This is a genomic window from Pseudomonas sp. TH06, assembly GCF_016651305.1.
Lineage (GTDB): Bacteria > Pseudomonadota > Gammaproteobacteria > Pseudomonadales > Pseudomonadaceae > Aquipseudomonas.
The window spans coordinates 2,165,112-2,189,756 of the sequence record NZ_JAEKEC010000001.1 but is presented as its reverse complement, the minus strand read 5'-3'; the positions used below and the strand labels follow the sequence as shown (position 1 = coordinate 2,189,756).

19 protein-coding genes are annotated in these 24,645 nt (G+C 60.2%); 6 read left to right on the top strand and 13 right to left on the bottom strand.

The annotated features are described in order from the left end of the window. Positions 1 to 138 precede the first annotated feature (138 nt). Positions 139 to 2,049, top strand: a complete 1,911-nt coding sequence (gene estP / locus JFT86_RS09765) for an esterase EstP (protein ID WP_201236589.1) — start codon at positions 139 to 141, stop codon at positions 2,047 to 2,049. 288 nt (positions 2,050 to 2,337) lie between these two features. Here the strand turns inward: estP and trpE are convergent, their stop codons facing one another. From trpE to JFT86_RS09715, 10 genes are all read right to left on the bottom strand, one after another. Beyond that, positions 2,338 to 3,816, bottom strand: a complete 1,479-nt coding sequence (gene trpE / locus JFT86_RS09760; protein WP_201236588.1) for an anthranilate synthase component I — start codon at positions 3,814 to 3,816, stop codon at positions 2,338 to 2,340. 71 nt (positions 3,817 to 3,887) lie between these two features. Next, on the bottom strand, positions 3,888 to 4,706 hold the full coding sequence (locus tag JFT86_RS09755) for a phosphoglycolate phosphatase (protein ID WP_201236587.1): 819 nt from the start codon (positions 4,704 to 4,706) through the stop codon (positions 3,888 to 3,890). Continuing rightward, on the bottom strand, positions 4,703 to 5,377 hold the full coding sequence (gene rpe, locus JFT86_RS09750; protein WP_007918813.1) for a ribulose-phosphate 3-epimerase: 675 nt from the start codon (positions 5,375 to 5,377) through the stop codon (positions 4,703 to 4,705). The genes JFT86_RS09755 and rpe overlap by 4 nt, the downstream gene beginning before the upstream one ends. A 114-nt stretch (positions 5,378 to 5,491) precedes the next feature. After that, complete coding sequence (locus JFT86_RS09745) at positions 5,492 to 6,640, bottom strand: iron-containing alcohol dehydrogenase (RefSeq protein ID WP_201236586.1); 1,149 nt, start codon at positions 6,638 to 6,640, stop codon at positions 5,492 to 5,494. A 199-nt stretch (positions 6,641 to 6,839) separates the two neighbouring features. Next, positions 6,840 to 7,664, bottom strand: coding sequence for an ABC transporter permease (locus JFT86_RS09740; RefSeq protein WP_064589486.1), 825 nt, complete (start codon positions 7,662 to 7,664; stop codon positions 6,840 to 6,842). Between the two features lie 12 nt (positions 7,665 to 7,676). Beyond that, positions 7,677 to 8,924 carry an ABC transporter permease gene (locus tag JFT86_RS09735; RefSeq protein ID WP_201236585.1) on the bottom strand — a complete coding sequence of 416 codons (1,248 nt, stop codon included), beginning with the start codon at positions 8,922 to 8,924 and terminating at the stop codon, positions 7,677 to 7,679. Positions 8,925 to 9,202: 278 nt separating this feature from the next. Beyond that, entirely contained in the window at positions 9,203 to 10,246 is a 1,044-nt protein-coding gene (locus JFT86_RS09730; protein WP_016983607.1) for an ABC transporter substrate-binding protein, read from the bottom strand. A 48-nt stretch (positions 10,247 to 10,294) separates the two neighbouring features. Next, positions 10,295 to 11,419, bottom strand: coding sequence for an ABC transporter ATP-binding protein (locus JFT86_RS09725; protein ID WP_201236584.1), 1,125 nt, complete (start codon positions 11,417 to 11,419; stop codon positions 10,295 to 10,297). Positions 11,420 to 11,770: 351 nt separating this feature from the next. Continuing rightward, on the bottom strand, positions 11,771 to 12,400 hold the full coding sequence (locus JFT86_RS09720; RefSeq protein ID WP_116028308.1) for a response regulator transcription factor: 630 nt from the start codon (positions 12,398 to 12,400) through the stop codon (positions 11,771 to 11,773). A gap of 85 nt (positions 12,401 to 12,485) precedes the next feature. Beyond that, positions 12,486 to 14,882 carry a sensor histidine kinase gene (locus JFT86_RS09715; RefSeq protein ID WP_201236583.1) on the bottom strand — a complete coding sequence of 799 codons (2,397 nt, stop codon included), beginning with the start codon at positions 14,880 to 14,882 and terminating at the stop codon, positions 12,486 to 12,488. A 74-nt stretch (positions 14,883 to 14,956) separates the two neighbouring features. On the opposite strand from JFT86_RS09715, the gene JFT86_RS09710 reads away from it, so the two are divergent. Further along, the gene (locus JFT86_RS09710; RefSeq protein WP_201236582.1) at positions 14,957 to 15,946 is read left to right on the top strand and encodes an alpha/beta hydrolase family protein; all 990 of its coding nucleotides are present in this window, start codon (positions 14,957 to 14,959) and stop codon (positions 15,944 to 15,946) included. A 135-nt stretch (positions 15,947 to 16,081) separates the two neighbouring features. Here the strand turns inward: JFT86_RS09710 and JFT86_RS09705 are convergent, their stop codons facing one another. The 3 genes from JFT86_RS09705 to JFT86_RS09695 are packed head-to-tail and all read right to left on the bottom strand — an operon-like array spanning position 16,082 to position 18,538. After that, positions 16,082 to 16,849 carry a TerB family tellurite resistance protein gene (locus JFT86_RS09705; protein ID WP_201236581.1) on the bottom strand — a complete coding sequence of 256 codons (768 nt, stop codon included), beginning with the start codon at positions 16,847 to 16,849 and terminating at the stop codon, positions 16,082 to 16,084. A gap of 1 nt (position 16,850) precedes the next feature. Continuing rightward, a complete protein-coding gene (gene murU / locus JFT86_RS09700; protein WP_201236580.1) occupies positions 16,851 to 17,522 on the bottom strand; it encodes an N-acetylmuramate alpha-1-phosphate uridylyltransferase MurU in 672 nt (223 codons plus the stop codon). Further along, complete coding sequence (locus JFT86_RS09695) at positions 17,519 to 18,538, bottom strand: phosphotransferase (protein WP_201236579.1); 1,020 nt, start codon at positions 18,536 to 18,538, stop codon at positions 17,519 to 17,521. The genes murU and JFT86_RS09695 overlap by 4 nt, the downstream gene beginning before the upstream one ends. A gap of 130 nt (positions 18,539 to 18,668) precedes the next feature. Here JFT86_RS09695 and JFT86_RS09690 point away from each other — a divergent pair, with 130 nt between their 5' ends. Genes JFT86_RS09690 through rsmA form a run of 4 tightly spaced genes read left to right on the top strand, consistent with a single transcriptional unit; the run spans position 18,669 to position 24,565 of the window. Then, entirely contained in the window at positions 18,669 to 21,467 is a 2,799-nt protein-coding gene (locus JFT86_RS09690) for an LPS-assembly protein LptD (RefSeq protein ID WP_201236578.1), read from the top strand. After that, positions 21,442 to 22,764 (top strand): peptidylprolyl isomerase SurA, encoded by a 1,323-nt coding sequence (gene surA / locus JFT86_RS09685; protein WP_201236577.1) that lies wholly within the window; start codon positions 21,442 to 21,444, stop codon positions 22,762 to 22,764. Before JFT86_RS09690 ends, surA begins: the two co-directional genes overlap by 26 nt. Further along, complete coding sequence (pdxA, locus tag JFT86_RS09680; RefSeq protein ID WP_201236576.1) at positions 22,761 to 23,750, top strand: 4-hydroxythreonine-4-phosphate dehydrogenase PdxA; 990 nt, start codon at positions 22,761 to 22,763, stop codon at positions 23,748 to 23,750. Before surA ends, pdxA begins: the two co-directional genes overlap by 4 nt. Then, positions 23,747 to 24,565, top strand: coding sequence for a 16S rRNA (adenine(1518)-N(6)/adenine(1519)-N(6))-dimethyltransferase RsmA (gene rsmA, locus JFT86_RS09675; protein WP_103304408.1), 819 nt, complete (start codon positions 23,747 to 23,749; stop codon positions 24,563 to 24,565). Before pdxA ends, rsmA begins: the two co-directional genes overlap by 4 nt. Positions 24,566 to 24,645: the final 80 nt, after the last annotated feature.

The following is a 24,645-nucleotide window of genomic DNA, read 5'->3' as shown; positions in this document are numbered from 1 at the left end:
TAGCTGGGCGGAGCGTGCAATATGGCGGGGCTTGCGGGAGATAAAACCGGGGGAGGATTCGCGACCGATGGCAAAAGGCCGGAAGTTTTTGGTACTGTCGTTTCGTTCACCTACAACAATAAATAAACGGACTTGCTCATGATCAAACAGACGTTGTTTGTACCGCTGGCCGGATGCTTGCTCGCATTGGCCTGTGCCCAGGCGAATGCTGCAGCCAATCCTTATTCCAACTTTGTGGTCTTTGGCGACAGCCTCAATGATGCGGGGACTTTCACCGATCCTGGCGGCCCGGCGGGCGCCACTCAGCGCTACACCAACCGGACCGGACCGCTCTATAAGGATGGCACCGGTGAAAACCGTAACCTGAATGCCACACAGATCATCGGTGGCAAACTCGGTTTCAGCCCGGACCAGACCGCCTCGTCCTCTTCGGCGGTACGCGCCGGTGAAGGCCTGCCGGACGGTAACAATTGGGCAGTCGGCGGTTATCGCACCGACCAGATTCTCGATTCAATCACCACGCAATCTGCCACCGGTGAGCGCACGCGCGCCGGCTATCTGCCGTCCAACGGTTTCCGTGCCGATCCGAATGCGCTGTATTACATTTCTGGCGGCGGTAACGACTTCCTGCAAGGCCGCATACTCAGCCCTGATCAGGCCAGTTCTGCGGCGGATCGACTGGCCGACAGTGTCCGCACGCTACAAGGCGCCGGCGCCAAATACATCATGGTCTGGCTGCTGCCCGACATTGGCCTGACCCCGGCCATCAACGGCTCGCCATTGCAGAGTTTCACCTCGCAGCTCAGCGCGCAGTTCAACACTGAACTGGTCGGCCAGTTGCAGAACATCAACGCCGAAATCATTCCTTTGAACATTCCAGTGCTGCTCAAGGAAGCGTTCGCCAACCCGGCGCAGTTCGGTCTTGCTACCGATCAGAACCTGACGGCCACTTGCTTCAGCGGCAACAGTTGCACCGAGAACGCCAGGTACGGCATCAACAGCACAACGCCAGATCCGACCAAGCTGATCTACAACGATGCGGTGCACCCGACCGAAGCCGGCCAGCGTCTGATTGCCGACTACGCCTACTCACTGCTCGCCGCCCCATGGGAATTGACCCTGTTGCCGGAAATGGCCCAGGGCACTTTGCGTGCGCATCAGGACGAACTGCGTAACCAATGGCTGGCTGACTGGGAGAACTGGCAAGGCGTCGGCCAATGGCGGGCGATTGTCGCCGGCGGTGGCCAGCATCAGGACTTCGACGACCAGCACAGTGCGGCAAGCGCCGACGGCAATGGTTACAACCTGAACATCGGCGGCAGCTATCGCCTCAATGAAGCGTGGCGCGTCGGCGTAGCGGCCGGTCTCTATCACCAGAAACTTGAAGCCGGCGACGCCGACTCGGACTACAAACTCAATTCCTACATGGGTACGGCGTTCGCGCAGTACCAGCAGAACCGCTGGTGGGGTGACTTGGCCATTACCGCCGGACACCTCGATTACGACAGCTTGAAGCGCAAGTTCCAGCTCGGGGTCAACGAGCGTGGCGAAAAAGGTGATACCGACGGCTACGTACTGGCCATCGGTGGTCGTGTCGGCTACGACATCGCGCCTGAGGCCAGCAGCCCATGGCACCTGTCGCCATTCGTGAGTGCCGATTTCGGCAAAGTTGAAGTCGATGGTTACTCGGAAAACGGCGCGGACTCCACAGCGCTGACCTTCGATGACCAATCGCGTAACTCCCGCCGCCTCGGCCTCGGCATCCAGGGCAAGTATCAGATCACCGCACAGACCCAGGTGTTCGGCGAGTTTGCTCATGAACGTGAGTACAACGACGACACTCAGGATCTGACGATGAACCTCAACAGCCTGCCGAACAATCGCTACACCCTGGACGGCTACACGCCGCAGACCAACCTGAACCGCCTGAATCTGGGCGTGAGCCACAAACTGACTCAGGACCTGGCCCTGCGCGCTGGCTACAACATCCGCAAGGATGATGACTTTACCCAGCAAGGGGTCAATGTCGGGGTGGTGTTGGATTTTTAAGCGGTAGATCAAAAGATCACAGCCTGCGGCAGCTCCTACAGGGGATTGTTGCAGGCTATAAAAAAGCGGCGCCATCACAGGCGCCGCTTTTTTATGCATCACATTTTCTGTAGTGATGGACATTGCCTGTGGCGATGGGATTTATCCCCGCTGGGGCGCGAAGCGGCCCCTAAACCAAACACCTCGGTGTATCAGGCAAATCGTATGCAATGTTTTTACGACTGCTGCGCAGTCGAACGGGGATAAATCCCCTCGCCACAAAAGCCCTCTCACACAGGGGATAGGGGATCAGTCCGGGGTTTGTTCGGCCAGGGCGACAGCGCGGAACATCGCGCGGCGTTTATTCAGGGTTTCTTCCCATTCCAGTGCCGGCACCGAGTCGGCGACGATGCCGCCACCGGCCTGCACGTGCAGTTCGCCGTTCTTGATCACCGCGGTACGGATCGCAATCGCGGTGTCCATGTTGCCGTTCCAGGCGAAGTAACCGACTGCGCCGCCATACACGCCACGCTTGACCGGCTCCAGTTCGTCGATGATTTCCATCGCACGAATTTTCGGCGCGCCGGACAAGGTGCCCGCTGGCAGAATCGCCCGCAGTGCATCCATCGCGGTCAGCCCGGCCTTCAACTGCCCGGTGACGTTGGAAACAATGTGCATCACGTTGGAATAACGCTCGATGACCATTTTCTCGGTGAGTTTCACCGAACCGATTTCCGAAACGCGCCCAGTGTCGTTACGACCGAGATCGATCAGCATCAAGTGCTCGGCGATCTCTTTGTCGTCCGATAGCAGGTCTTCTTCCAGCGCCAGATCGGCTTCTTCGGTCGCGCCACGCGGGCGAGTACCGGCAATCGGGCGCACGGTGATCAGGTTGTCCTCGACTCGCACCAGCACTTCCGGCGAACTGCCGACGACATGGAAATCGCCGAAGTTGAAGAAGTACATGTACGGCGTCGGATTGAAGCAACGCAGTGCACGGTACAGATCGATCGGCGCAGCCTTGAAGTCGATCGACATGCGCTGCGACGGCACAACCTGCATGCAGTCACCGGCAAGGATGTACTCCTTGATGGTGTCGACGGCTTTTTCGTAATCGTCCTGGGTGAAACTGGAACGGAACACCGGGTCAGCCGCTTGCTGCTTGCTGAAGTCCAGGCCACGACGCGGGGTGATCGGCTGGCGCAGTTTCTCCAGCAGCGCCTGCAGTTGCGCCTGACCTTGTTCGAAAGCATCGGCCTGCGCCGGATCGGCCAGCACAATCGCGTGCATCTTGCCGGCGAGGTTGTCGAACACCACGACGGCGTCGGAGACCATCAGCAAAATGTCTGGCACGCCCAGCGGGTCCGGATTCGGGCACTTGCCCAGGCGTTTCTCGACATAACGCACGCAGTCGTAACCGAAGTAACCGACCAGACCGCCGTTGAAACGCGGCAGACCGGCGATGGTCGGCACGTTGTAGCGCGCCTTGAAGGTTTCAACGAAGGCCAACGGGTCTTCAACGTCATGACTTTCGGTCTCGACGCCATCGACGGTCACGCTGACGTGATGGTCATGAACCCGCAGCACTGTGCGGCACGGCAGGCCGATGATCGAATAACGGCCCCATTTCTCGCCACCCTGCACCGATTCGAGCAGGTAGGAGTTGGGCTGGTCAGCCAGTTTCAGGTAGATCGACAGCGGTGTGTCGAAGTCGGCCAGGGTTTCGCAGGCCAACGGGATGCGGTTGTAGCCGTCGGCGGCCAAGCGCAGAAATTCTTCGCGGATCATAAGGTGCCTCGTGGTGTGAGGTGCAAATCAGTCAGGTGTGCAAACGCGCCGGCAGGCCGGCCAGGAACAAGTCAGGCGCGCCAACGCCAGCGGGCCAGGGCCTTGATGACTTTCATCCAGAGTTTGCGAGTGACCACCACGATGGCGTTTCCAGAAGGGGATTGAGAAGCGTCGGGCAACGTTATCTCAGCGGCCGTAACGAGGCAACCGGGAATTAGCTTGCGCAGATCGTCGATCACCAGCGCCGGGGATTCCTCGGCAATCGGACGACCATGGTTGTAGCCGTAACTCAGCGCCACGCATTTGACCCCCGCCGCTTTCGCCGCCAGCACATCGCTGCGCGAGTCGCCGACGAACAGCGATTGCGAGGCCGGAATGTTGGCCATTTTCATCACGAAGAACAGCGCGGCCGGATCAGGTTTCTTCTGCGGGAGCGTGTCGCCGCCGATGATCCACTTGAAGTAGCGGCCGATTTTCATCTGATCCAGCAGCGGTGCGACAAAGCGCTCCGGCTTGTTGGTGATCAGCGCCATGGCCACGCCCTGCTTGTGCAGCCACTTGAGGGTGTCGCGCACACCGGGATAGACCACGGTCAGCTCATGGCTGGCGCCGTAAGCCTCCATGAAAACCTCCAGCGCGTGCTCGGCCTCGACGTCATCCACTGAAGAATGATCGATGCCGCCGGCCAGTGCGCGGCGCACCAGCACCGGGGCGCCGTTGCCGACCCACTCGCGTACCGATTCGATGCCCGCAGGTTGGCGGCCGAGGGTGAGCAGCATGTTGTCCACCGCTGCCGCCAGGTCGGGAACCGAGTCGATCAGCGTGCCATCCAGATCGAACATCACCAACCGTGGCAGTTTGCCCGGGAACAGCTGCTCAAAACCGCTCATGGACGTGCCAGCGCCAGCTCGGAACGCATCTTGTCGATGACTTCCTGATAGTTCGGCGCGTTGAAGATCGCCGAGCCAGCCACGAACGTGTCGGCGCCAGCGGCAGCGATTTCACGGATGTTGTTGACGTTGACGCCGCCGTCGATTTCCAGACGGATGTCACGGCCCGAGGCATCGATGATCGCCCGCGCTTCGCGCAGTTTGTCGAGGGTGCCGGGAATGAACTTCTGCCCGCCAAAACCCGGGTTGACGCTCATCAGCAGGACCATGTCGACCTTGTCGATCACGTACTTGAGCACGTCCAGCGGGGTTGCCGGGTTGAACACCAGGCCGGATTTGCAGCCGCCTTCACGGATCAGTTGCAGCGAACGATCGACGTGCAGTGTGGCTTCCGGGTGGAAGGTGATGTAAGTCGCGCCGGCCTCGATGAAGTCGCCGACGATGCGATCCACCGGGCTGACCATCAGGTGCGCGTCGATTGGCGCGGTGACGCCGTACTTGCGCAGAGCCGCGCAGACCATCGGACCGATGGTCAGGTTCGGCACGTAGTGGTTGTCCATGACATCGAAGTGCACGAAGTCGGCACCAGCGGCCAGAACGTTGTCTACTTCTTCGCCGAGGCGGGCGAAGTCGGCGGAGAGAATCGACGGAGCAATTACGAAGGGCTGCATGACGCACCTTTTCTGAGCTAAATCACGATGGCGCGCATTGTATACCTCAAGTTTCCGCGCGCGCACCGTGACCGCGATGATTGGGTTGTGCCATGACCGGTGACCGAGGCCGACTCAGTACGCCGCGCGGTAAATCTTCTCGATGTCCACGGCGCTGAGCTTGCGCGGGTTGTTGCGCATCAAGCGTTCGATGCCCGCCGCCTCCACAGCCATGGCCGGAATCGCCTCTTCAGGCACGCCGAAACTGCGCAGCCCGGCAGGAATTTCCACCGCCGCACACAAATCGGTCATCGCCTGCACGGCTTTGTCCGCCGCCTCGCTGGCACTCAGATGAGCGGTCTTCACCCCCATGGCTTCGGCAATATCCTGCATCCGTTCGACGCAGGCCATCTTGTTCCAGGTCATGACATACGGCAGCAGCAAGGCATTGCTGACCCCGTGAGCGATGTTGTAACGCCCGCCCAGCGGATAGGCCAGCGCATGCACAGCGCCAACCCCGGCATTGCCGAATGCCATGCCAGCCATCAGGCTGGCGGTGGCCATGTCTTCGCGCGCTTGCAGATTGGCGCCATTGGCGTAGGCCTTGGGCAACGCTTTGGCGATCAGTTTGATGGCGCCGATGGCCAACGAATCGGTAATTGGCGAAGCATTCACCGACAGATAGGACTCGATGGCGTGCACCAGCGCATCAACGCCACTGGCGGCTGTGACACTGCGCGGGCAAGTCAGGGTCATCTGCGGGCTGACCAGCGCCACGTCCGGTAATAGAAAGTCGCTGACAATACCTTTCTTTAGTTGGGCAACCTTGTCCGAGAGGATGGCGACGTTGGTCACTTCCGACCCGGTACCGGCGGTGGTCGGGATGGCGATCAGCGGCGGGCCTTTGCGCGGCACCTGATCGACGCCGAACAGATCTTCCAGCGCACCGTGGTAACCGGCATACGCCGCGACACTTTTGGCGATATCGATGGCACTGCCGCCACCGAGGCCGATCAAGCCGTCATGCCCGCCTTCGCGGTAAACGCGCATGCAGTCTTCGACGATGGCGATTTCCGGGTCCGGCAGGACACGGTCGAAAATCTCGTACTCGCGCCCACCCAATTGGCACAGCGCCAGCTCTACCGTGCCGGACTTGACCAGGGCGGCGTCGGTGACGATCAGTGGGTTGTCGATGTCTAGGCGCGTCAGTTCGGCGGCCAGTTGTTCGATGGCTGCGGCGCCGGTGATCAATTTGTGAGCGATTTTGAACTGGGACAGACTCATCGTGCGCAGCCTCTTATAGATGTGGGAGCTGGGCACAAGATTAGCTGAGGGTTTGGCGTTGTCTGCTATTCAGGTGGTGAATGACTCGCCACCGATCCCCTGTAGGAGTGAGCCTGCTCGCGATGGCGTCTGGTCAGACACTCTTACAGTGACTGATGCACGGCAATCGCGAGCAGGCTCACTCCTACAGGGGAATGCGTCAGACCTGGGCGGTACGCAGTTTTTCGCTGCGGCCACGTAGCCATTCCAGGGTCAACAGCAGGATCACAGAGAAAGCGATCAACAGAGTGGCGGCGGCGGCAATCGTCGGACTGAGGTTCTCCCGAATCCCGCTGAACATCTGCCGAGGCAACGTCGCTTGCTCAGGCCCCGCGAGAAACAGCGTCACCACCACTTCATCAAACGACGTCGCAAAGGCAAACAGCGCCCCGGAAATCACCCCCGGGGCAATCAGCGGCAAGGTCACCCGACGGAATGCGGTCAGCGGCGAAGCGCCAAGACTTGCGGCAGCCCGCACCAGATTGTGGTTGAAGCCCTGCAACGTCGCCGACACGGTGATGATCACAAACGGCACACCCAGCACCGCATGCACCACGATCAGCGAGAAGAAGCTGTTGCCCAGCCCCAGCGGAGCGAAGAACAGATAACTTGCCACGCCGATGATCACCACCGGGACCACCATCGGCGAAATCACCAGCGCCATCACCAGCGACTTTCCGGGAAAGTCGCCACGGGTCAGGCCGATCGCCGCCAGCGTGCCAAAGACCATCGCCAGCACCGTCGCGGCCGGGGCGACGATGATGCTGTTCTTCAATGCACGCATCCATTCCGCCGAGGCGAAGAAGTCCTGATACCAGTGCAGCGAAAAACCCTGCAGCGGGTACACGAGGAAACTGCCCGAGTTGAACGACAGCGGCACGATCACCAGCACCGGCAGAATCAGGAACAGCAGGATCAGGCCGCAAAGGATCCGCAAGCTGTAGAACCACACCCGTTCGATGGGTGACATGTAAGGACTCAGCATCTCAAATTCCCCTTAGCTCAGGCGCAGGCGACTGGCGCCCACCAGCCAGCTGTAGATCAGATAAAGCACCACGGTTGCCAGCAGCAACAATCCGCCCAGCGCGGTGGCCATGCCCCAGTTGATGCTGGTGTTGGTGTAGAACGCGACGAAGTAGCTGACCATCTGATCGTTCGGGCTGCCGAGCAGCGCCGGGGTGATGTAGTAGCCAATGGCGAGGATGAACACCAACAGGCACCCGGCGCCGACACCGGCATAGGTCTGCGGGAAATACACCCGCCAGAAACTGGCGAACGGGTGGCAGCCCAGCGAGATCGCGGCGCGCATGTAAGTTGGCGAGATGCCTTTCATCACGCTGTAGATCGGCAGGATCATGAACGGCAGCAGGATGTGCACCATCGAGATGTACACGCCGGTGCGGTTGAATACCAGTTCCAGCGGTTTATCGATGATGCCCATGGCCAGCAGCGCGCTGTTGATCAGTCCGCCCGATTGCAACAGCACAATCCACGCCGCGACCCGTACCAGAATCGAGGTCCAGAACGGCAGCAACACCAGAATCATCAGCAGGTTGCTCTGGCGCGATGGCAGGTTCGCCAGCAGATACGCCAGTGGATAAGCGAGCAGCAGGCAGATCACCGTGATGATCAGGCCCATCCAGAAAGTGCGGGCGAAGATGTCGAGGTAGATCGCCTGATCCGGCGTGGCCGGAGCGATTTCGCCGAGGTCGTCGATGCGGTGATCGACTGCCGCCAACAGGTAATACGGGGTAATGCTACTGGTGTTGCGTTTGACCGCTTGCCAGTAGGCCGGATCGCCCCAACGCTCGTCGAGCGCTTCCAGTGCGTCTTTATAGGAGGCCGGTTCGCTGGCGAATGGCAGCGCCCGGGCGGTTTTGGTCAGCAGGCTGCGATAGCCGGCCAATTCCATGTTCAAGCGCTTGGACAAATCGCCCAAGGTCTGGTTTTTGCGCGCTTCGGCGAGGTCTTCGCCGGCAGCTTTGTAGACGGGTTCAGCGGGCAGGCCGCGGCCATCCCAACTGGCGATGGCCGCCACAGTGCGCGGCATGCCGCCCACCACTTCGGGGTTGCCGACGCTTTTGTAGAGCAGCGCCACGATCGGCACCAGAAACACCAGCAACAGAAACAGCACCAGCGGCGCAATCAGCGCCTGCGCCTTCCAGCGGTTGACCCGCTCGGCGCGCTTGAGCTTCTGCTTCAAGGTGGGGCTGGCGCCCTCGTTCAGGGGAACGGCGATGGCCATGACGTACTCCGCAAATCTTTGATCGTTACAGAGGTGGCGAACCACCCCTGTTGTGTTGAAACACCACTACCTGTGGGGAGCGAACCTTCCTGAGAGAGCGAACCTTTGTGGCGAGGGGATTTATCCCCGATGGGTTGCGAAGCAGCCCCAAAACCACGCAGCTCGGTGTGTCAGGAAGGTTGGAGGCTCAGGTTCTACGACTGCTGCGCAGCCGATCGGGGATAAATCCCCTCGCCACAAATTCACCCTCGCCATCTCCCATACAGGTAAAACTGTGGTTACTTTGCAGCCCAGGAATTGAAGCGCTGTTCCAGTTGCTCGCCGTTGTCAGCCCAGAAGCTGACGTCGATCTGCACCTGGTTGGCGATGTTTTCCGGGGTGGTCGGCATGTCTTTCAGGACATCCTTGGCCAGCAGCGGCACAGCCTGGGTATTGGCCGGGCCGTAGGCAATGTTTTCCGAGTAGGTCTTCTGCTGCTGCGGCTGCACCGAGTAAGCGATGAATTTCTTCGCCGCTTCGGCACGCTTGGCGTCCAGACCTTTCGGGATGGCCCACGCGTCGAAGTCGTAGATGCCGCCGTTCCAGACCACTTTCAGGTTGGATTCTTTCTGCACCGCAGCGATGCGACCGTTGTAGGCCGAGCTCATGACCACGTCACCGGAAGCGAGGTACTGCGGCGGTTGTGCGCCGGCTTCCCACCATTGGATGTTCGGCTTCAGCTCATCAAGCTTCTTGAACGCGCGATCCTGGCCACCCTTGCTCGCCAGCTCTTTGTAGACGTCTTTCGGCGCTACGCCATCGGCCATCAAAGCAAATTCGAGGGTGTACTTGGCGCCTTTGCGCAGGCCACGCTTGCCCGGGAATTTCTTCGTGTCCCAGAAATCCGCCCAGCTGGTCGGTGCGGTTTTCAGCTTGTCGGCGTTGTAGGCGAGCACGGTCGACCAGACGAAGAAGCCCACGCCGCACGGCTGAATTGCGCCTTTGACGTAGTCTTCAGTCTTGCCGAACAGCGCCGGGTCGAGTTGTTCGAACATGTCTTCATCACAGCCACGGGACAGTTCCGGCGATTCGACTTCCACCAGATCCCACGACACGCTCTTGGTGTCGACCATGGCTTTGACCTTGGCCATTTCGCCGTTGTATTCGCCGGCGACGATCTTGCCGTTACCCGCCGCTTCCCACGGTGCATAGAAGGCTTTGACTTGCGCCGCCTTGTTCGCCCCGCCAAACGACACCACGGTCAAATCCGGGCCAGCAGCCATTGCGCTGGCCGCACCCATCAGGCCCAGAGTCAGGGCGGTGAACTTCAGGGATCTCAACATTTATTGTTCTCTCCACGTGCAGGGTTGGTGTTGGTATTGCCGGGGCGATCAGTTCGCCTCTAAAAGCGGGTCAAGCGCGCGAACGTGCTCGACCTGCCAGCCAAGCGGTACCACGTCGCCGACGGCGAGCGCTGGATCGAGCTCGGCAATCGGTTGTTTCACGAAGAAGTCGGTCTTGCCGCAGACTTCCAGGCGAACCCGGACGTGGTCGCCCAGATAGATGAATTCCGCCACCCTCCCTGAGAAGCGGTTGACGCATTGATCGCTCGAACCGTTGAGGCTCACACGCTCCGGGCGAATCGAGAGGGTCACCGGTTCGCCGGTCTGGCCGACGTTGACCGCCAGCGCCTCGACCTTTTCGCCACGCCCCAACTCGACCACGCAGCGCTCGCCGCTCTGGCTGAGCAGGCGACCGTTGAGGCGGTTGTTCTCGCCGATGAAGTTGGCGACAAAGGTGTTTTTCGGTTCTTCGTAAAGCGTGCGCGGTGGCGCGATCTGCTGGATTTCGCCTTGATGGAACACCGCGACGCGATCAGACATGGTCAGCGCTTCACCCTGATCGTGAGTCACGTAGACCACGGTCACACCGAGGCGCTGGTGCAGGTGTTTGATTTCCATCTGCATGTGTTCGCGCAGTTGTTTATCGAGGGCACCGAGCGGTTCGTCCATCAGCACCAGTTGCGGCTCGAACACCAAGGCGCGGGCCAGGGCCACACGTTGCTGCTGACCACCGGACAGCTGCGCCGGATAGCGCGAAGCGAACGCGTCGAGCTGGACCATGCTGAGGACTTTCTTCACGCGGTCGCTGACATCACTTTTGTTCAGACCACGTACGGTCAGCGGGAAGGCGAGGTTTTCCGCGACGGTCATGTGCGGGAACAGCGCGTAGTTCTGGAACACCATGCCGATGTCGCGCTTGTGCGGCGGTACGTTGTTGATTGAGCGACCCGCCAGGAGAATTTCACCGGCCGTCGGCGTCTCGAAACCGGCGAGCATCATCAGGCTGGTGGTCTTGCCTGAACCGGACGGCCCGAGCAGGGTAAGAAATTCGCCTTTGCGAATGTCCAGGTTGAGGTCTTTGACGATCAGGTTCTCGCCGTCGTAGCTCTTCTGCACTCCACGAAAGCTGACCAGCACATCACTGGCCCCTGCGTTTGAATCGACCTGGCTCATACCCACACCTTTGTTGTTGATGACTGCTTGTGTATCAAGCCTAGTGGCTGGCGGCAGGCACGCAAATCGGGGCGCAGGAGAGAATCGCCTCAGCCGGATGGAAGGTTGAGGGTAGGGATTGCCCTACAAGGATGGCGTTAATGGACAAGGCAGTTGCAAGCGTCGAGCTGCAAGCCGCAAGAACAAGCAAAAGCGCTTGTCGCTAACAGATATGCCCGAAATTTCAGGCGCTATGGAGATCCCCTGTAGGAGTGAGCCTGCTCGCGATGGCGGTGGATAAGTCACCGCAATATTGACTGAACGGACGCAATCGCGAGCAGGCTCACTCCTACAGTTTGATTGCGGTGTTGGTCAGAGGAGTTTGTGTTCCATCGCGTATTTCACCAGTTCGGCGAGCGAGGTGATGTTGAGCTTCTGCATCAACCGCGCCTTGTGCGTGCTGATGGTTTTGCTGCTCAGGGCCAGTTGCTGGGCGATGTCGTTGACGTTGGCGCCCTGGGCGAGGCGCTCGAACACCGAGAACTCGCGTTCGGACAACAATGAGTGCAACGGCCGCGCATCGGTCAGGCCGACCTCAAAGACCATCCGGTCAGCCAGATCCGGATCGATGTAGCGCCCGCCCGCCGCGACTTTGCGGATCGCCGTAAGCAGCAGCGCCGGATCGCTGTCCTTGGTCGCATACCCGGCTGCACCGACCTTCAAGGCCCGAGCGGCCATTTGCGCTTCGTCGTGCATCGACAGTACCAGAATCGCCGGCGGGTTGTTCAGCGCACGGATGCGCGGGATCGCCTCCAGACCGTTGACCCCGGGCATGGAGATGTCCAGCAAGACCACCTCGCACGGCACGCTGCGCAGGGTTTCGAGCAACTGCTCGCCATTGCTCGCCTCCCCCACCACTTGCAGATCCTTGGCCAGGCCGATCAATTGCTTGATGCCTTCACGGACGATGGTGTGGTCTTCGGCTACCAGTACACGGATCACGTTCTCTCTCCAGATTTCAGGTACACACCATTCCCTGTAGGAGTGAGCCTGCTCGCGATAGCGTCAGCCCAAACACTACAGACTTTCAGACCTCACTCACGGGCACTCGCACCATCAGACTGGTGCCCTCCCCCGGCTCACTCTCCAGCGTCAACCGCCCGCCCATGATCAACACCCGCTCGCGCATGCCGACCAGTCCAAACGAAGCCGGCCGACCGGCAGCGGCGACAAATCCTACGCCGTCATCACTGACCGTCAGACACAATTCATCGCCTTCCAGCGCCAGCGTCAGTTCAACAGTATGCGCCTGGGCATGGCGCATGACGTTGGTCAGTGCTTCTTGCAGAATGCGGAACAGGCCAATCGCCTTGGCATCGCTCAGCGGCGGCAGATTGTCCGGCACCTGCACCAGACACGGAATTTGCGTGCGCGCCTCGAAACGTCGCGCCTGCCACTCGATTGCCGAGGCAATCCCGGCGTCGAGAATCGGCGGGCGCAGTGCCGTCGCCACATCGCGGACCAATTGAAACAACTGAGCGATCAGGCGTTTCATGCTGTTCAAGCGTTCGTTCAGACCGGGATCCAGTTGCGCGTAGGCCAGTTCGCACATCGACGTCTCCAGTTTCAGCACGGTCAACATCTGCCCCAGTTCATCGTGAACCTCGCGGGCGATTCGCGCCTTTTCCTCTTCGCGCACGCTCTCAAGGTGCGCCGACAGTTCACGCAATTGCTCACGCGACGCCGCCAGCTCCAGTTCGATGCGCTTGCTCTCGGTGATGTCCCAGACGATGCCATCCCAGACATAGGCGCCATCCTCCAGTTGCCGGGTGATCGCCTTGATCTCGGCCCAACGCTGTTGCCCCTGGCGTGTGAGAATTCGCCCCTGCCACGACCAATCGCTGTCGGTGTCCAGCGCCTGATCCTGGGTCTGGTGATAACTGGCCCTGTCGTCCGGATGCACCAGGCTGCGCAGGCCCATGTCGCGGTGGGCGATGGCCGCTGGTGCGTAACCCACCAGGCTCTCACTGCCCTCGGAAATGTAGGCAAAGTCGATTTGCCCAGTCACTGGCGCCCTCTCCAGCCGGAACACCAGCCCCGGCACGTTGGCGGCGATACCTTGCAGACGCGCTTCGCTTTCCTGCAAAGCCGCCAGCGCACGCCTGCGTTCGGTGACATCGGTGAGATAGACCACCAGATATTCACTGTCGCGAAAACGCAGGAAACTCAGCGATACGTCTGCGGGCAAAACACTGCCATCGGCCCGTACGCAGCTTGTTTCGAAACTCAACGGCCCTTCTTCACTGGCCCGTGCGCGCTTCCACAGGTTGAGCCAGCGGTCCATGTGCAAACCCGGTTCGAAATCGATCAGAGGTCGTTCGATCAGCCCGCCCGATGGATAACCGAGCATGTTTTCCGCCGCCCGGTTGGCGTAGCGCACATGGCTGTCCCAATTGACCCAAAGAATGCCGACAGTGCTTTGATCAATGGAAAACTGCGTCAACCGCAAGGCCTCTTCGCTGGCAGCCCGCAAGGCGATGTCTTCGCGCGCGGCGAGCAGACGCTGCTCAAGACTGTGCTGTTGGCGCCGCTGCCAGAACACGATGGCCACGCAACTGAGCAACATGACGGCAAACAACAGACTGAGGTTCTGCCAGAACCCCGGCGACTCCGACAGTCGCGGGTATTTCGGTTGCAGCCATTGGCTGTGCAGATGTTCGAGATCCTTCGCCGGGATTGCACGCAATGCACTCTGAACGATACCGGCCAGCTCCGGCCAATCGCGGCGCGAACCGACCCGCAGCAGTTGCGGCAGACCGATGTCGCCGACCACCACCAGTTCGGCGAACTCCGGTTCTGCCGAGAGGCGACCGAGCTGCGCTTCATCAACGATCGCGTATGACGCTTGCTGACTCAACAACAGCTGCAACGCCTGACGTTCAAGGGGCACGCCTTGCAGGTTCAGGTGCGGATAGTTGCCGCGCAGATAGTCGGCGGTGGTGCTCGGCATGCGCACGGCGACGCGGGTCTGGCTGTCGAGTTTTTCCAGATCCACCCCGCCGCTGGCCTTCTGATCGCTGACCACCAATTGCGGTACACGCATGTACGGATCGGAGAACTGCCAGAGACGCAGGGCGCTCGGCGTCTGGGTCAGCCCCGGGGCGATATCGATTTCGCCTTCGCGCGCGGCCGTCTCCAACTGCGCCAGATCCTGAAAGTTGCGCCAGCTCAGCTCGACATTGAGTGCCTTGGCCAACAACTTCATCAACTCGACGTTGGCCCCGGACAAGCGCTGCAAACGCCGGTCGTACTGCGCATACGGCGCCTGCAAGACCAGGCCAACGCGCAATTCGTTGTGCTGCGCGAGCCATTGCCGCTCACTCGCCGACAACTGCGCAACGTGCGCTGGTGGCGCAGGCGCCGCCCAGCCCATCAAGGGAAGCCACAAACAGCCGATAACCCACAGGCAGCAAAATCGCTTCATTGAAGTCTCATACACTGACAAATTCTGACCAACCCATTAGGCTGCCGGGATACTTTTCTGGCCTGGAATAACCGATGCCCTCTGTCTACCGCCTGGCAATGCCAGCATTGTGCCTGTCGCTGATCCTGCCTTGTGCGTTTTCCGTCAACGCAGCCGATCCGGCACCTGCCGCCGCTGCGGAAAAATCCGCCGCAGAAAAACCGGCCGAACGCCAGCCATTGCTTGAGCGTAGTCAGGAAGAGGCCGCCGCACTGGAACGTAAAGTCCCGGCGCAGGAACAGCAGCAGTTGCAGGCCGCCAGCGACACCTTTCTCGCTTTGTGGAAACCGGCCAACACTGCCGACCCCAAAGGCGCGGTGATCCTCATCCCCGGCGCTGGCGAAACCGCTGACTGGCCTCAGGCCATCGGCCCATTGCGGCGCAAGTTGCCGGACGTTGAATGGAGCAGCCTGAGTATCACTCTGCCCGACCTGCAAGCCGATGCCATCGCGCCGCGCGTGGTCGAAGCGGCTGCCGCCCCGAAAGCGCCTGAGTCGGGCAGCAAGGATTCGACCACCGCGCAACCGATCGAGCAAGCGGCGGGCGGTGAGGCTGAAGTTGCCGATCAGGTGGTTGCCGAGACAACCGAAGAACAATCCAAGGCCGATGCCGAACGCATCTTCGCGCGAATCGACGCAGCCATTGCCTACGCCGAACAGCAAAGTGCGCGGCGCATTGTTGTGCTCGGTCACGGTACCGGTGCGTATTGGGCCGCGCGTTACTTGAGCGAAAGGCAAACGGCGCAGGTGGAAAAATTTGTCATGGTCGACGCGCAGGCACCGGTCAAGGCCAAGCCGGCACTGGCGGAACTGACGCCGACGCTGAAGCTGCCGACGGCGGATATTTTCTACATGGACAAACCGCTGGATCGCAACGCAGCGCTGGAGCGCATGCAGGCGAGCAAGCGTTTGAAGACCTCGGCATTCAGCCAGGTGGCGCTCAAGGCATTGCCGGATAACAAGGCTGAGCAGGAGCAGTTGTTCCGCCGCGTGCGTGGCTGGTTGAATGCGCAGAACACCGACTGACCGGCAGACCGCGTCGCGTCCATCGCGAGCAGGCTCACTCCTACAGGTGATTACGCTCCAATTGAAGGAACCCGATCAACTGTACGAGTGAGCCTGCTCGCGATGGGGCCACTTCAGACGATACACACCTAACGACTAGCGAAAATCCCGCCGCTCACGAATCAACGTGTAGGCATTGTGCAAGTCGCGGGTTTTCTCGGTCGCGTCGCGCACCTGCGCTGGCGTCGCGCCGCTGCCGGCAATCTTGTCCGGGTGATGACGACTGAGCAGACGCCGATAAGCGCGTTTGATCTGCGCTGGCTCGCTGGATGCTGACACGCCAAGCAGGCGCATCGCTTCCTGATAGCTCACCGCCGCACTGACGATGGGCCGTTTGCCGGGTTCATAATCACTGGCCAGCGCCTGCACCTGATGCGTCGTCCAGCCCAGCCACTTACCCCACTGCGCCAGCAATTCCCGCTCACTGACACCCGCCCGGCCATCGGCCCAAACCATCCGCCAGCATGCACGCAACACACCTTCGGCCGCGTGTGGCTGCGCACTCAGGCGCCGCAGATAACCGCGCAGATTATCGCCACCGGACTTGCCTCGGTTGAACGCCGTGATCGCCCGTCGCGTCGCCGGTTCGCTCATCTCCAGCGCGCGCATTTCGTTACGCGCCTGCTGGATATGCCCATCCGTGACCCGCCCGTCGCTCTTGGCCAGACGCCCGAGCAACACGAACAACAATTCGTCGTTGCGCAGCATCGGCCGGCCGCCGAGTTTTTCGCGCAAATGCCCCCAGCTCTGCAAGTGCAGGCGGCGATCCAGCGCTTGCCCCAACAATGCCCCAAGCATGGCCCCCGGAATGCTGGCGATTGCAAAACCTGCTCCGGCTCCAATCAGAGTCCCTGGCCACAACATATCAGCGACTCGCTTCTATCAAGGTTTCAGCTTCGGCCAGACGCTCATGCGTACCAACATCCACCCAGTGACCTTTCAGCCGCTCGCCCGTCACCTGCCCGTCCGCCATGGCCTTGCGCAGCAGCGGGGCCAGTTTGAAGGCGCCGTCCGTGCAGCCATCGAACAACTGCGGATGCAGCACGGCGATGCCGCTATAGGTCAAGGTCTGCGCATCAGGCTGGCCATCGCGTACCTTGCCATCGGCCAGAGTGAAATCACCGCTCGGGTGATGCGCCGGATTGTCCGCCAGCACCAGATGCGCCAGACCATTGATCGGCTGATGCAGCACGCTGAAGTCGTAATCGGTCCAGATATCACCGTTGACCACCACAAACGCATCGTCACCAAGCAACGGCAGCGCACGGAAAATCCCGCCGCCGGTTTCCAGCGGCTCGCCTTCCGGCGAGTACTGGATGCTCACACCAAATTGCGAACCGTCGCCCAGGTAGTCCTCGATCTGCTGACCGAGCCAGGCGTGGTTGATCACGATTTCACTGAAACCGGCTGCCGCGAGGGCGCGCAGGTGATATTCGATCAAGGGCACGCCGCCGGCACGCACCAGCGGTTTCGGGGTGGTCAGGGTCAGCGGGCGCATGCGCTCGCCTTTGCCTGCCGCCAGAATCATTGCCTTCATGCTGTTGCTCCACCCCGCAGGCTGGCGAACAGCGCTTGCAGCTCGGCCAGTTCAGGACGTCGGGCGATCACCGCTTCTATATAAGAGAAGAAACGCGGCACGTCGGCCAGGTAACGCGGCTTGCCATCGCGGTGGCAGATACGCGCGAAGATACCGATGACTTTCAGGTGACGCTGCACGCCCATCAGGTCGCTGGCACGCAGGAAGTCTTCGAAATCCGGCTGCACGGGAATGTTCAGTACCGAGGCTTGCTGCCAGTAACTTTCCAGCCAGCCACGTACGCGCTCTTCAGGCCAGCTGAGGAAAGCGTCCTTGAACAGGCAGGTCACGTCGTAGGTCACCGGGCCATAGACCGCATCCTGAAAATCCAGCACGCCGGGGTTCGGCTCACTGAGCATCAGGTTGCGCGGCATGTAGTCGCGGTGCACCAGCACTTTCGGCTGGGCCAGGGCGCTGTCGATCAGCAAGTCGCTGACGTGCTGCCACTGTTGCTGTTGGATCGAATCGAATTCGACGCCCAACTCACGTTTCACGTACCACTCGGGGAACAGTTCCAGCTCGCGACGCAACAATGCAACGTCATAACTGGGCAGCGGCGCGACCATCGGCAACTGCTGAAAAGCCAGCAGCGCTTGCAAGGCATCGCTGAACAATGCATCGGCATTTTCGCCACTGATTACGTCGAGAAAGGTCTTGTTGCCCAGGTCATTGAGCAAAAGAAAACCGCGTTCGAGGTCTTCGGCATAAATTTTCGGCACATTTATTCCGGATTTCGCCAGCAAAAAGGCGATATCCACGAACGGTTTGCAGTTTTCCTGGGGTGGCGGCGCGTCCATCACGACGAAACTGCGACCCGCGCCTTCCCAGCGGAAGTAACGGCGGAAACTCGCGTCGCTACTGGCCGCGGTCAACGTGGCCGGGGGCACGGCGCCCCAGCCCTGATCTGCAAACAGGATTGCCAACTGCTCATCGAGCCAAACTTTCAGGTGTTGCAAGCGTACATCTTGGTCAGGCATTGCAAGGGTCTCCGACGGCGCTAGCCGTCAAGCGGGTCATGCTTTATTATCCAGCATCTTTTTCAGACCATCGAGAGGCGTGCGGCCCACACCGCGGGCAGATGGCACGCAGGAAGCCCGGACTAATAAGATGGCATTGAAATCCCCCGCGTTTCGTAAAAAATTTCCGTTGTTGGTAACCGGCAGTCTGCTGGCTATGCAACCTCTGGCCAGTCAATTCGTTGTCGCCGCCGAGCAGTATGACTGCTCTGTCTCGGCTACGGGTGCCTGGGACTGTTCGCCCAAGACGCCGGCCGCTGCATTGCCGCCGCGTCCAGTGCATGACGGCAGTGCCGTCAGCGCCACCGGCGAAGCCCCGAGCGAAAACGGTTCGACTTCCGACACAGGCCCGAAAACGGCACTGGTCACCGAAGCCAAAGGCCGCGGCCTGAAATCCCGTAGCGAAGACTTCAGTCACCTCGACTGGGTTCCGCGCGAGAAGCTCACCGCCGCCCAGCTGGCCGAGACCGGTCCTTACTGCTCTGGTGCCTATATCGAACCGATTCGTCCTGGCATGAATGACAAGACGAATAAAAGCGATGCTCCGACCTTTATCGGCGCAAAAGCTTCGCGCTATAACACCGATGATCAAGTCGGTACGCTGGCCGGTGATGTCGTCCTGCGTCAGGGCAGCATGCAGGTCGAGTCCGACGAGGCGAGCCTGTATCAGGCCGAGAGCCGCGCCGAACTCAACGGCGATGTGCGCATCCGCGACAACGGCGCGCTGATCGTCGGCGACCACGCCGATGTGCAGCTCGACACCGGTGAAGCCAAGGTCGACAACGCCGAATACGTGATGCACAAATCGCGCATCCGCGGTAACGCGCTGTACGCCAAGCGTGCTGAAAACGCGATCATCCGTCTCAAGGACGGCACGTACACCACGTGCGAACCGAATAGCAACGCCTGGCAGCTCAAGGGTAATAACATCACCCTGAACCCGGCCACCGGCTTCGGTACCGCGACCAACGTGACGTTGCGCGTAAAAGACATTCCGATCCTGTACACGCCATACATCTACTTCCCGATCGACGATCGTCGTCAGTCGGGCTTCCTGCCGCCGACCATCGGCAGCGGCAGCGATACCGGCTTCATGCTGGTAACTCCGTACTACTTCAACCTGGCGCCTAACTACGACGCCACGTTGTACCCGCGTTACATGAGCAAGCGTGGCATGTTGGTGGAAGGCGAGTTCCGTTATCTGACCAAGTCGAGTGAAGGCCAGTTTGGTGCTGCGTATCTGAACGATGACGACACCGAACGCAGCAAGCAGACCGATTACGAAAAAACCCGCTACATGTACAACTGGCAGCACAAGGGTGGTCTCGACTCCCGTGTGCTTACTCAGGTTGACTACACCAAGATCAGCGATCCTTATTACTTCCAGGATCTGCAGACCGATCAGATTGGTGTGAAGAGTTCTGACTTCGTGAACCAGCAGGGTCTGGTTGCCTATCGAGGCGATTCGTATACCGCGATTCTGAACGCACAGCAGTATCAATTGGCAACCGTTTCGAATATCACACCTTATGGCCGTCTGCCGCAGATCACCTTCAATGGTCAGCTGCCGTATCACCCGGAAGGTCTGAACTTCGATTATGAAACCGAGCTGGTGCGATTTGATCGTGACTTGAAAACCGGCAACTTCATCGATGAAGACGGCAACTCGTCGCCGCGCCTGGACACCAACGTTCAAGGTCTGGCCCGTGCCAATGGCGACCGTTTGAACCTGAAGCCTGGTGTCAGCCTGCCGATGAACTGGACTTATGGTTTCCTGAAACCATCGCTCAAGTATCAGTACACCCAATATCAACTTGATCTGGACGGTACCGGCAAATCGCAGATTGCTGCCATGTCTCCGGAAAACCAGAATCTCTACGGGAAATTCGGCAGCAACCAGAACCGCGGCGTACCTATTGCCAGCATCGACAGCGGCCTGTACTTCGACCGCAATACGTCATTCTTCGGCAAGAACTACCGCCAGACGCTGGAACCACGCCTGTTCTATCTCTATGTACCAGAGAAAGACCAGTCGGATATTCCGGTGTTCGACACCAGCGAATACACCTTCAACTACTCGTCGCTGTTCCGTGACAACCGCTTCTCCGGCTCCGACCGCGTCGGTGACGAGAACAAACTGTCGCTGGGTGTAACCAGCCGCTGGATCGAAGACAACGGCTTCGAACGTCAACGCATCAGCGTCGGCCAGGCGCTGTACTTCAAGGATCGTGAAGTCCAGCTGCCAGGTATCGATGCAAAAACCCGCGACGATTCGAAATCCAACGTTTCGCCATATGCACTGGAATACGAATACCGCTGGAACCGCGACTGGCGCACCACGGCCGATTACAACTGGGATCCGGACAGCCGCAGCCCACGTTCCGGTAGTGCGATGTTCCACTACCAGCCTGAAGACAACCCGAACAAGGTCATCAACGCCGGCTATCGCTATCGCAATGACCAGATTCGTTACGACCAAAACACCGGCAAGTGGGCTGTGGGTGGTGGTGACTACGGCACTCCAGGCCAGCCTGGCTACGTGAAGGACTACTACAAGATCCAGCAGCATGACTTCTCGGTCATCTGGCCGATCGTTCCACAGTGGAACGCGATCAGCCGCTGGCAGTACGACTACAACCGTAACCGTACCCTGGAAGCCTTCGGTGGTTTCGAGTACGACAACTGCTGCTGGAAACTGCGCCTGATCAACCGTTACTGGGTTTCCTATGACGAGTTCAGCCAGGAAGCTCCGCAAAACGAAAAAGGCGACCATGGCGTCTTCCTCCAAATTGTTCTGAAGGGACTCGGTGGCCTCACTGGCGCCAAGGTAGAGAGCTTCCTCGACAAAGGCATTCAAGGTTATCGTGAACGTGAAGACCAAGCTTTCTGATTGTCTGCGCCCGCTAGTGCTGGGCGCGCTGTTCCTGGGTACGGCGGCCAACGCCGCCGTACAGTCCATCGATAAAGTGGTAGCGATCGTCGACAACGACGTGGTCATGCAGAGCCAACTGGACCAGCGCGTTCATGAAGTTCAGCAGACCATCGCCAAGCGTGGAGGTGGCTTGCCACCTCCAGGTGTCCTGGATCAACAGGTGCTCGAGCGCCTGATCGTCGAAAACCTGCAACTGCAGATCGGCGAACGTTCCGGCATCCGCATCACCGATGAAGAACTGAACCAGGCTGTCGGCACCATCGCCCAGCGCAATAACATGACTGTTGACCAGTTCCGCGCCGCCCTGGCACACGACGGCCTGTCTTATGACGACGCCCGTGACCAGATCAAGCGTGAGATGATCATCAGCCGTGTCCGTCAGCGCCGCGTGGCGGAACGCATTCAGGTCTCCGAGCAGGAAGTGAAGAACTTCCTCGCCTCCGACCTGGGCAAGATGCAACTGTCCGAAGAGCTGCACCTGGCCAACATCCTGATTCCGACCCCGGAAAGCGCCAACTCCGAAGCGATTCAGAGTGCCGCACGTCAGGCCATGGAGGTTTACCAGCAGCTCAAGCAAGGCGCCGACTTCGGTCAATTGGCCGTGGCCAAATCCGCCAGCGACAACGCACTGGAAGGTGGCGACATGGGCTGGCGTAAAGCCGCTCAACTGCCTCCTCCGTTCGATCGCGAGTTGAGCAGCATGGCCGTCGGCGACGTCACTCAGCCGGCACGCACGCCAGGTGGTTTCATCATCCTCAAGTTGCTGGCCAAGCGCGGCGGCGAAGCCCAGACCCGTGACGAAGTGCATGTGCGCCACATCTTGGTCAAGCCAAGCCCGATCCGCGACGAAGCCAAGACCAAAGCCCTGGTTCAATCGCTGTATGAGCGAATCCTGGCAGGTGAAGATTTCGCCACTTTGGCCAAGAGCTACTCCGAAGACCCGGGTTCCGCCCTCAACGGTGGCGACCTGAACTGGATCGACCCGAACGTACTGGTACCGGAATTCCGCGAAGTGATGGCCAAGACCCCGCAAGGTCAGCTGTCCAAGCCGTTCCAGACCCAATACGGCTGGCATGTTCTGGAAGTCCTTGGCCGTCGCGCCACCGACAGCACCGAACAGGCCCGCGAGCAGCAAGCCATGACCGTACTGCGCAACCGCAAATACGACGAAGAGCTGCAAACCTGGCTGCGTCAGATCCGTGACGAAGCGTACGTAGAGATCAAACTCCCTGGTGCAGACCAGGCAGCGCAGTGAAACCCAAGCGTTTCGCGCTGACACCCGGCGAACCAGCCGGCATCGGTCCCGACCTGTGCCTGCTGCTCGCCTCGCAAGCCCAGCCACATCCCCTGATTGCCATCACCAGCCGCGACCTGCTCCTTGAGCGGGCCGCGCAGCTGGGGCTGGCCGTCAATCTGCTGGATGTCGGACCGGGACAATGGCCGGACGCTCCGGCGCCGGCTAATAGCCTTTACGTCTGGGACACACCGCTCAGCGCCTCGGTGGTGGCCGGGCAACTGGACAAGGCCAATGCGGCGTTCGTCCTCGAAACCCTGACCCGCGCCGGTAACGGCTGCCTCAACGGCGATTTCGCCGGGATGATCACTGCACCCGTGCACAAAGGCGTTATCAACGAGTCGGGCATCGCCTTCTCTGGGCATACGGAATTTCTCGCTGACCTGACCCATACCGCCCAAGTGGTGATGATGCTCGCCACCCGCGGTTTGCGTGTGGCACTGGTCACCACTCACCTGCCCCTGCGCGACATCGCCGATGCGATCACGCCGGAGCGGCTGGAGCGGGTCACGCGGATTCTGCACACCGACCTGCAAGAAAAATTCGGCATCGCCCAACCGCGCATCCTCGTGTGCGGGCTCAACCCGCATGCTGGTGAAGGCGGACACCTGGGCCATGAAGAAATCGACATCATTGAACCAACATTAGAGCGCCTGCGCGGCGAGGGCATGGACCTTCGTGGCCCGCTGCCCGCCGACACTCTGTTTACCCCCAAATATCTGGAGCACTGCGATGCAGTGCTGGCGATGTACCACGACCAGGGCTTGCCTGTGCTTAAGTACAAAGGCTTCGGCGCTGCCGTCAACGTGACCCTGGGCTTGCCGATCATCCGTACATCGGTCGACCATGGCACCGCCCTGGATCTGGCCGGCAGCGGCAAAATCGACACTGGCAGCCTGCAAGTCGCCCTGGAAACCGCCTACCAGATGGCCGAGACCCGTTTATGACCGAGCAATACCAACACAAGGCGCGCAAACGCTTTGGCCAGAACTTCCTGCACGATGCCGGCGTCATCGACCGCATCCTGCGCTCCATCAGTGCCAAGTCCGAAGATCGCCTGCTGGAAATCGGCCCGGGCCAGGGCGCACTGACCGCCGGCCTGCTCAACTCCGGCGCGCAACTCGACGTGGTGGAACTGGACAAGGATCTGATCCCGATCCTCAATCAGCAGTTCGCCGGCAAGAGCAACTTCAACCTGCACCAGGGCGATGCGCTGAAGTTCGACTTCAACACGCTCAATGCCGCGCCCAACAGTCTGCGTGTCGTCGGCAACCTGCCGTACAACATCTCCACGCCGCTGATTTTTCACCTGCTGAACAACGCCGGCATCATTCGCGACATGCACTTCATGCTGCAGAAAGAAGTGGTCGAGCGTCTGGCAGCAGGCCCGGGCGGTGGTGACTGGGGTCGACTGTCGATCATGGTTCAGTACCATTGCCGCGTCGAACACCTGTTCAACGTCGGTCCCGGCGCCTTCAACCCGCCACCGAAAGTCGACTCGGCCATTGTCCGTCTGGTGCCGCACGCGGTGCTGCCACACCCGGCAAAAGATCATCGCCTGCTTGAGCGCGTCGTGCGCGAAGCATTCAACCAGCGCCGCAAGACCTTGCGCAACACGCTCAAGCAATTGATGACCGCTGCCGAGATCGAAGCGGCCGGCGTCGATGGCAGTTTGCGTCCGGAGCAACTCGACCTGGCCGCGTTCGTGCGCCTGGCCGACAAGCTCAGCGAACAAGTCCCGCCAGCACCCGCCGCCGACTGACCGGCGATGAACGCTATCGGGCAGGACGCCACTCTGGTTTACTGCCCGATACTTGCCTAGACTGATTCCCCATCAGCTAC

Excerpts from the sequence above, each read along its gene's own strand:
- JFT86_RS09730 (WP_016983607.1), bottom strand. The coding sequence starts at position 10,246 with ATGTTGAGATCCCTGAAGTTCACCGCCCTGACTCTGGGCCTGATGGGT.
- JFT86_RS09705 (WP_201236581.1), bottom strand. The coding sequence starts at position 16,849 with ATGTTGTGGCCAGGGACTCTGATTGGAGCCGGAGCAGGTTTTGCAATC.
- JFT86_RS09745 (WP_201236586.1), bottom strand. The coding sequence starts at position 6,640 with ATGAGTCTGTCCCAGTTCAAAATCGCTCACAAATTGATCACCGGCGCC.
- JFT86_RS09690 (WP_201236578.1), top strand. The coding sequence starts at position 18,669 with ATGGCATTGAAATCCCCCGCGTTTCGTAAAAAATTTCCGTTGTTGGTA.
- JFT86_RS09715 (WP_201236583.1), bottom strand. The coding sequence starts at position 14,882 with ATGAAGCGATTTTGCTGCCTGTGGGTTATCGGCTGTTTGTGGCTTCCC.
- JFT86_RS09710 (WP_201236582.1), top strand. The coding sequence starts at position 14,957 with ATGCCCTCTGTCTACCGCCTGGCAATGCCAGCATTGTGCCTGTCGCTG.
- rsmA (WP_103304408.1), top strand. The coding sequence starts at position 23,747 with ATGACCGAGCAATACCAACACAAGGCGCGCAAACGCTTTGGCCAGAAC.
- trpE (WP_201236588.1), bottom strand. The coding sequence starts at position 3,816 with ATGATCCGCGAAGAATTTCTGCGCTTGGCCGCCGACGGCTACAACCGC.
- estP (WP_201236589.1), top strand. The coding sequence starts at position 139 with ATGATCAAACAGACGTTGTTTGTACCGCTGGCCGGATGCTTGCTCGCA.
- JFT86_RS09755 (WP_201236587.1), bottom strand. The coding sequence starts at position 4,706 with ATGAGCGGTTTTGAGCAGCTGTTCCCGGGCAAACTGCCACGGTTGGTG.
- rpe (WP_007918813.1), bottom strand. The coding sequence starts at position 5,377 with ATGCAGCCCTTCGTAATTGCTCCGTCGATTCTCTCCGCCGACTTCGCC.
- JFT86_RS09735 (WP_201236585.1), bottom strand. The coding sequence starts at position 8,924 with ATGGCCATCGCCGTTCCCCTGAACGAGGGCGCCAGCCCCACCTTGAAG.
- JFT86_RS09740 (WP_064589486.1), bottom strand. The coding sequence starts at position 7,664 with ATGCTGAGTCCTTACATGTCACCCATCGAACGGGTGTGGTTCTACAGC.
- JFT86_RS09695 (WP_201236579.1), bottom strand. The coding sequence starts at position 18,538 with ATGCCTGACCAAGATGTACGCTTGCAACACCTGAAAGTTTGGCTCGAT.
- JFT86_RS09725 (WP_201236584.1), bottom strand. The coding sequence starts at position 11,419 with ATGAGCCAGGTCGATTCAAACGCAGGGGCCAGTGATGTGCTGGTCAGC.
- murU (WP_201236580.1), bottom strand. The coding sequence starts at position 17,522 with ATGAAGGCAATGATTCTGGCGGCAGGCAAAGGCGAGCGCATGCGCCCG.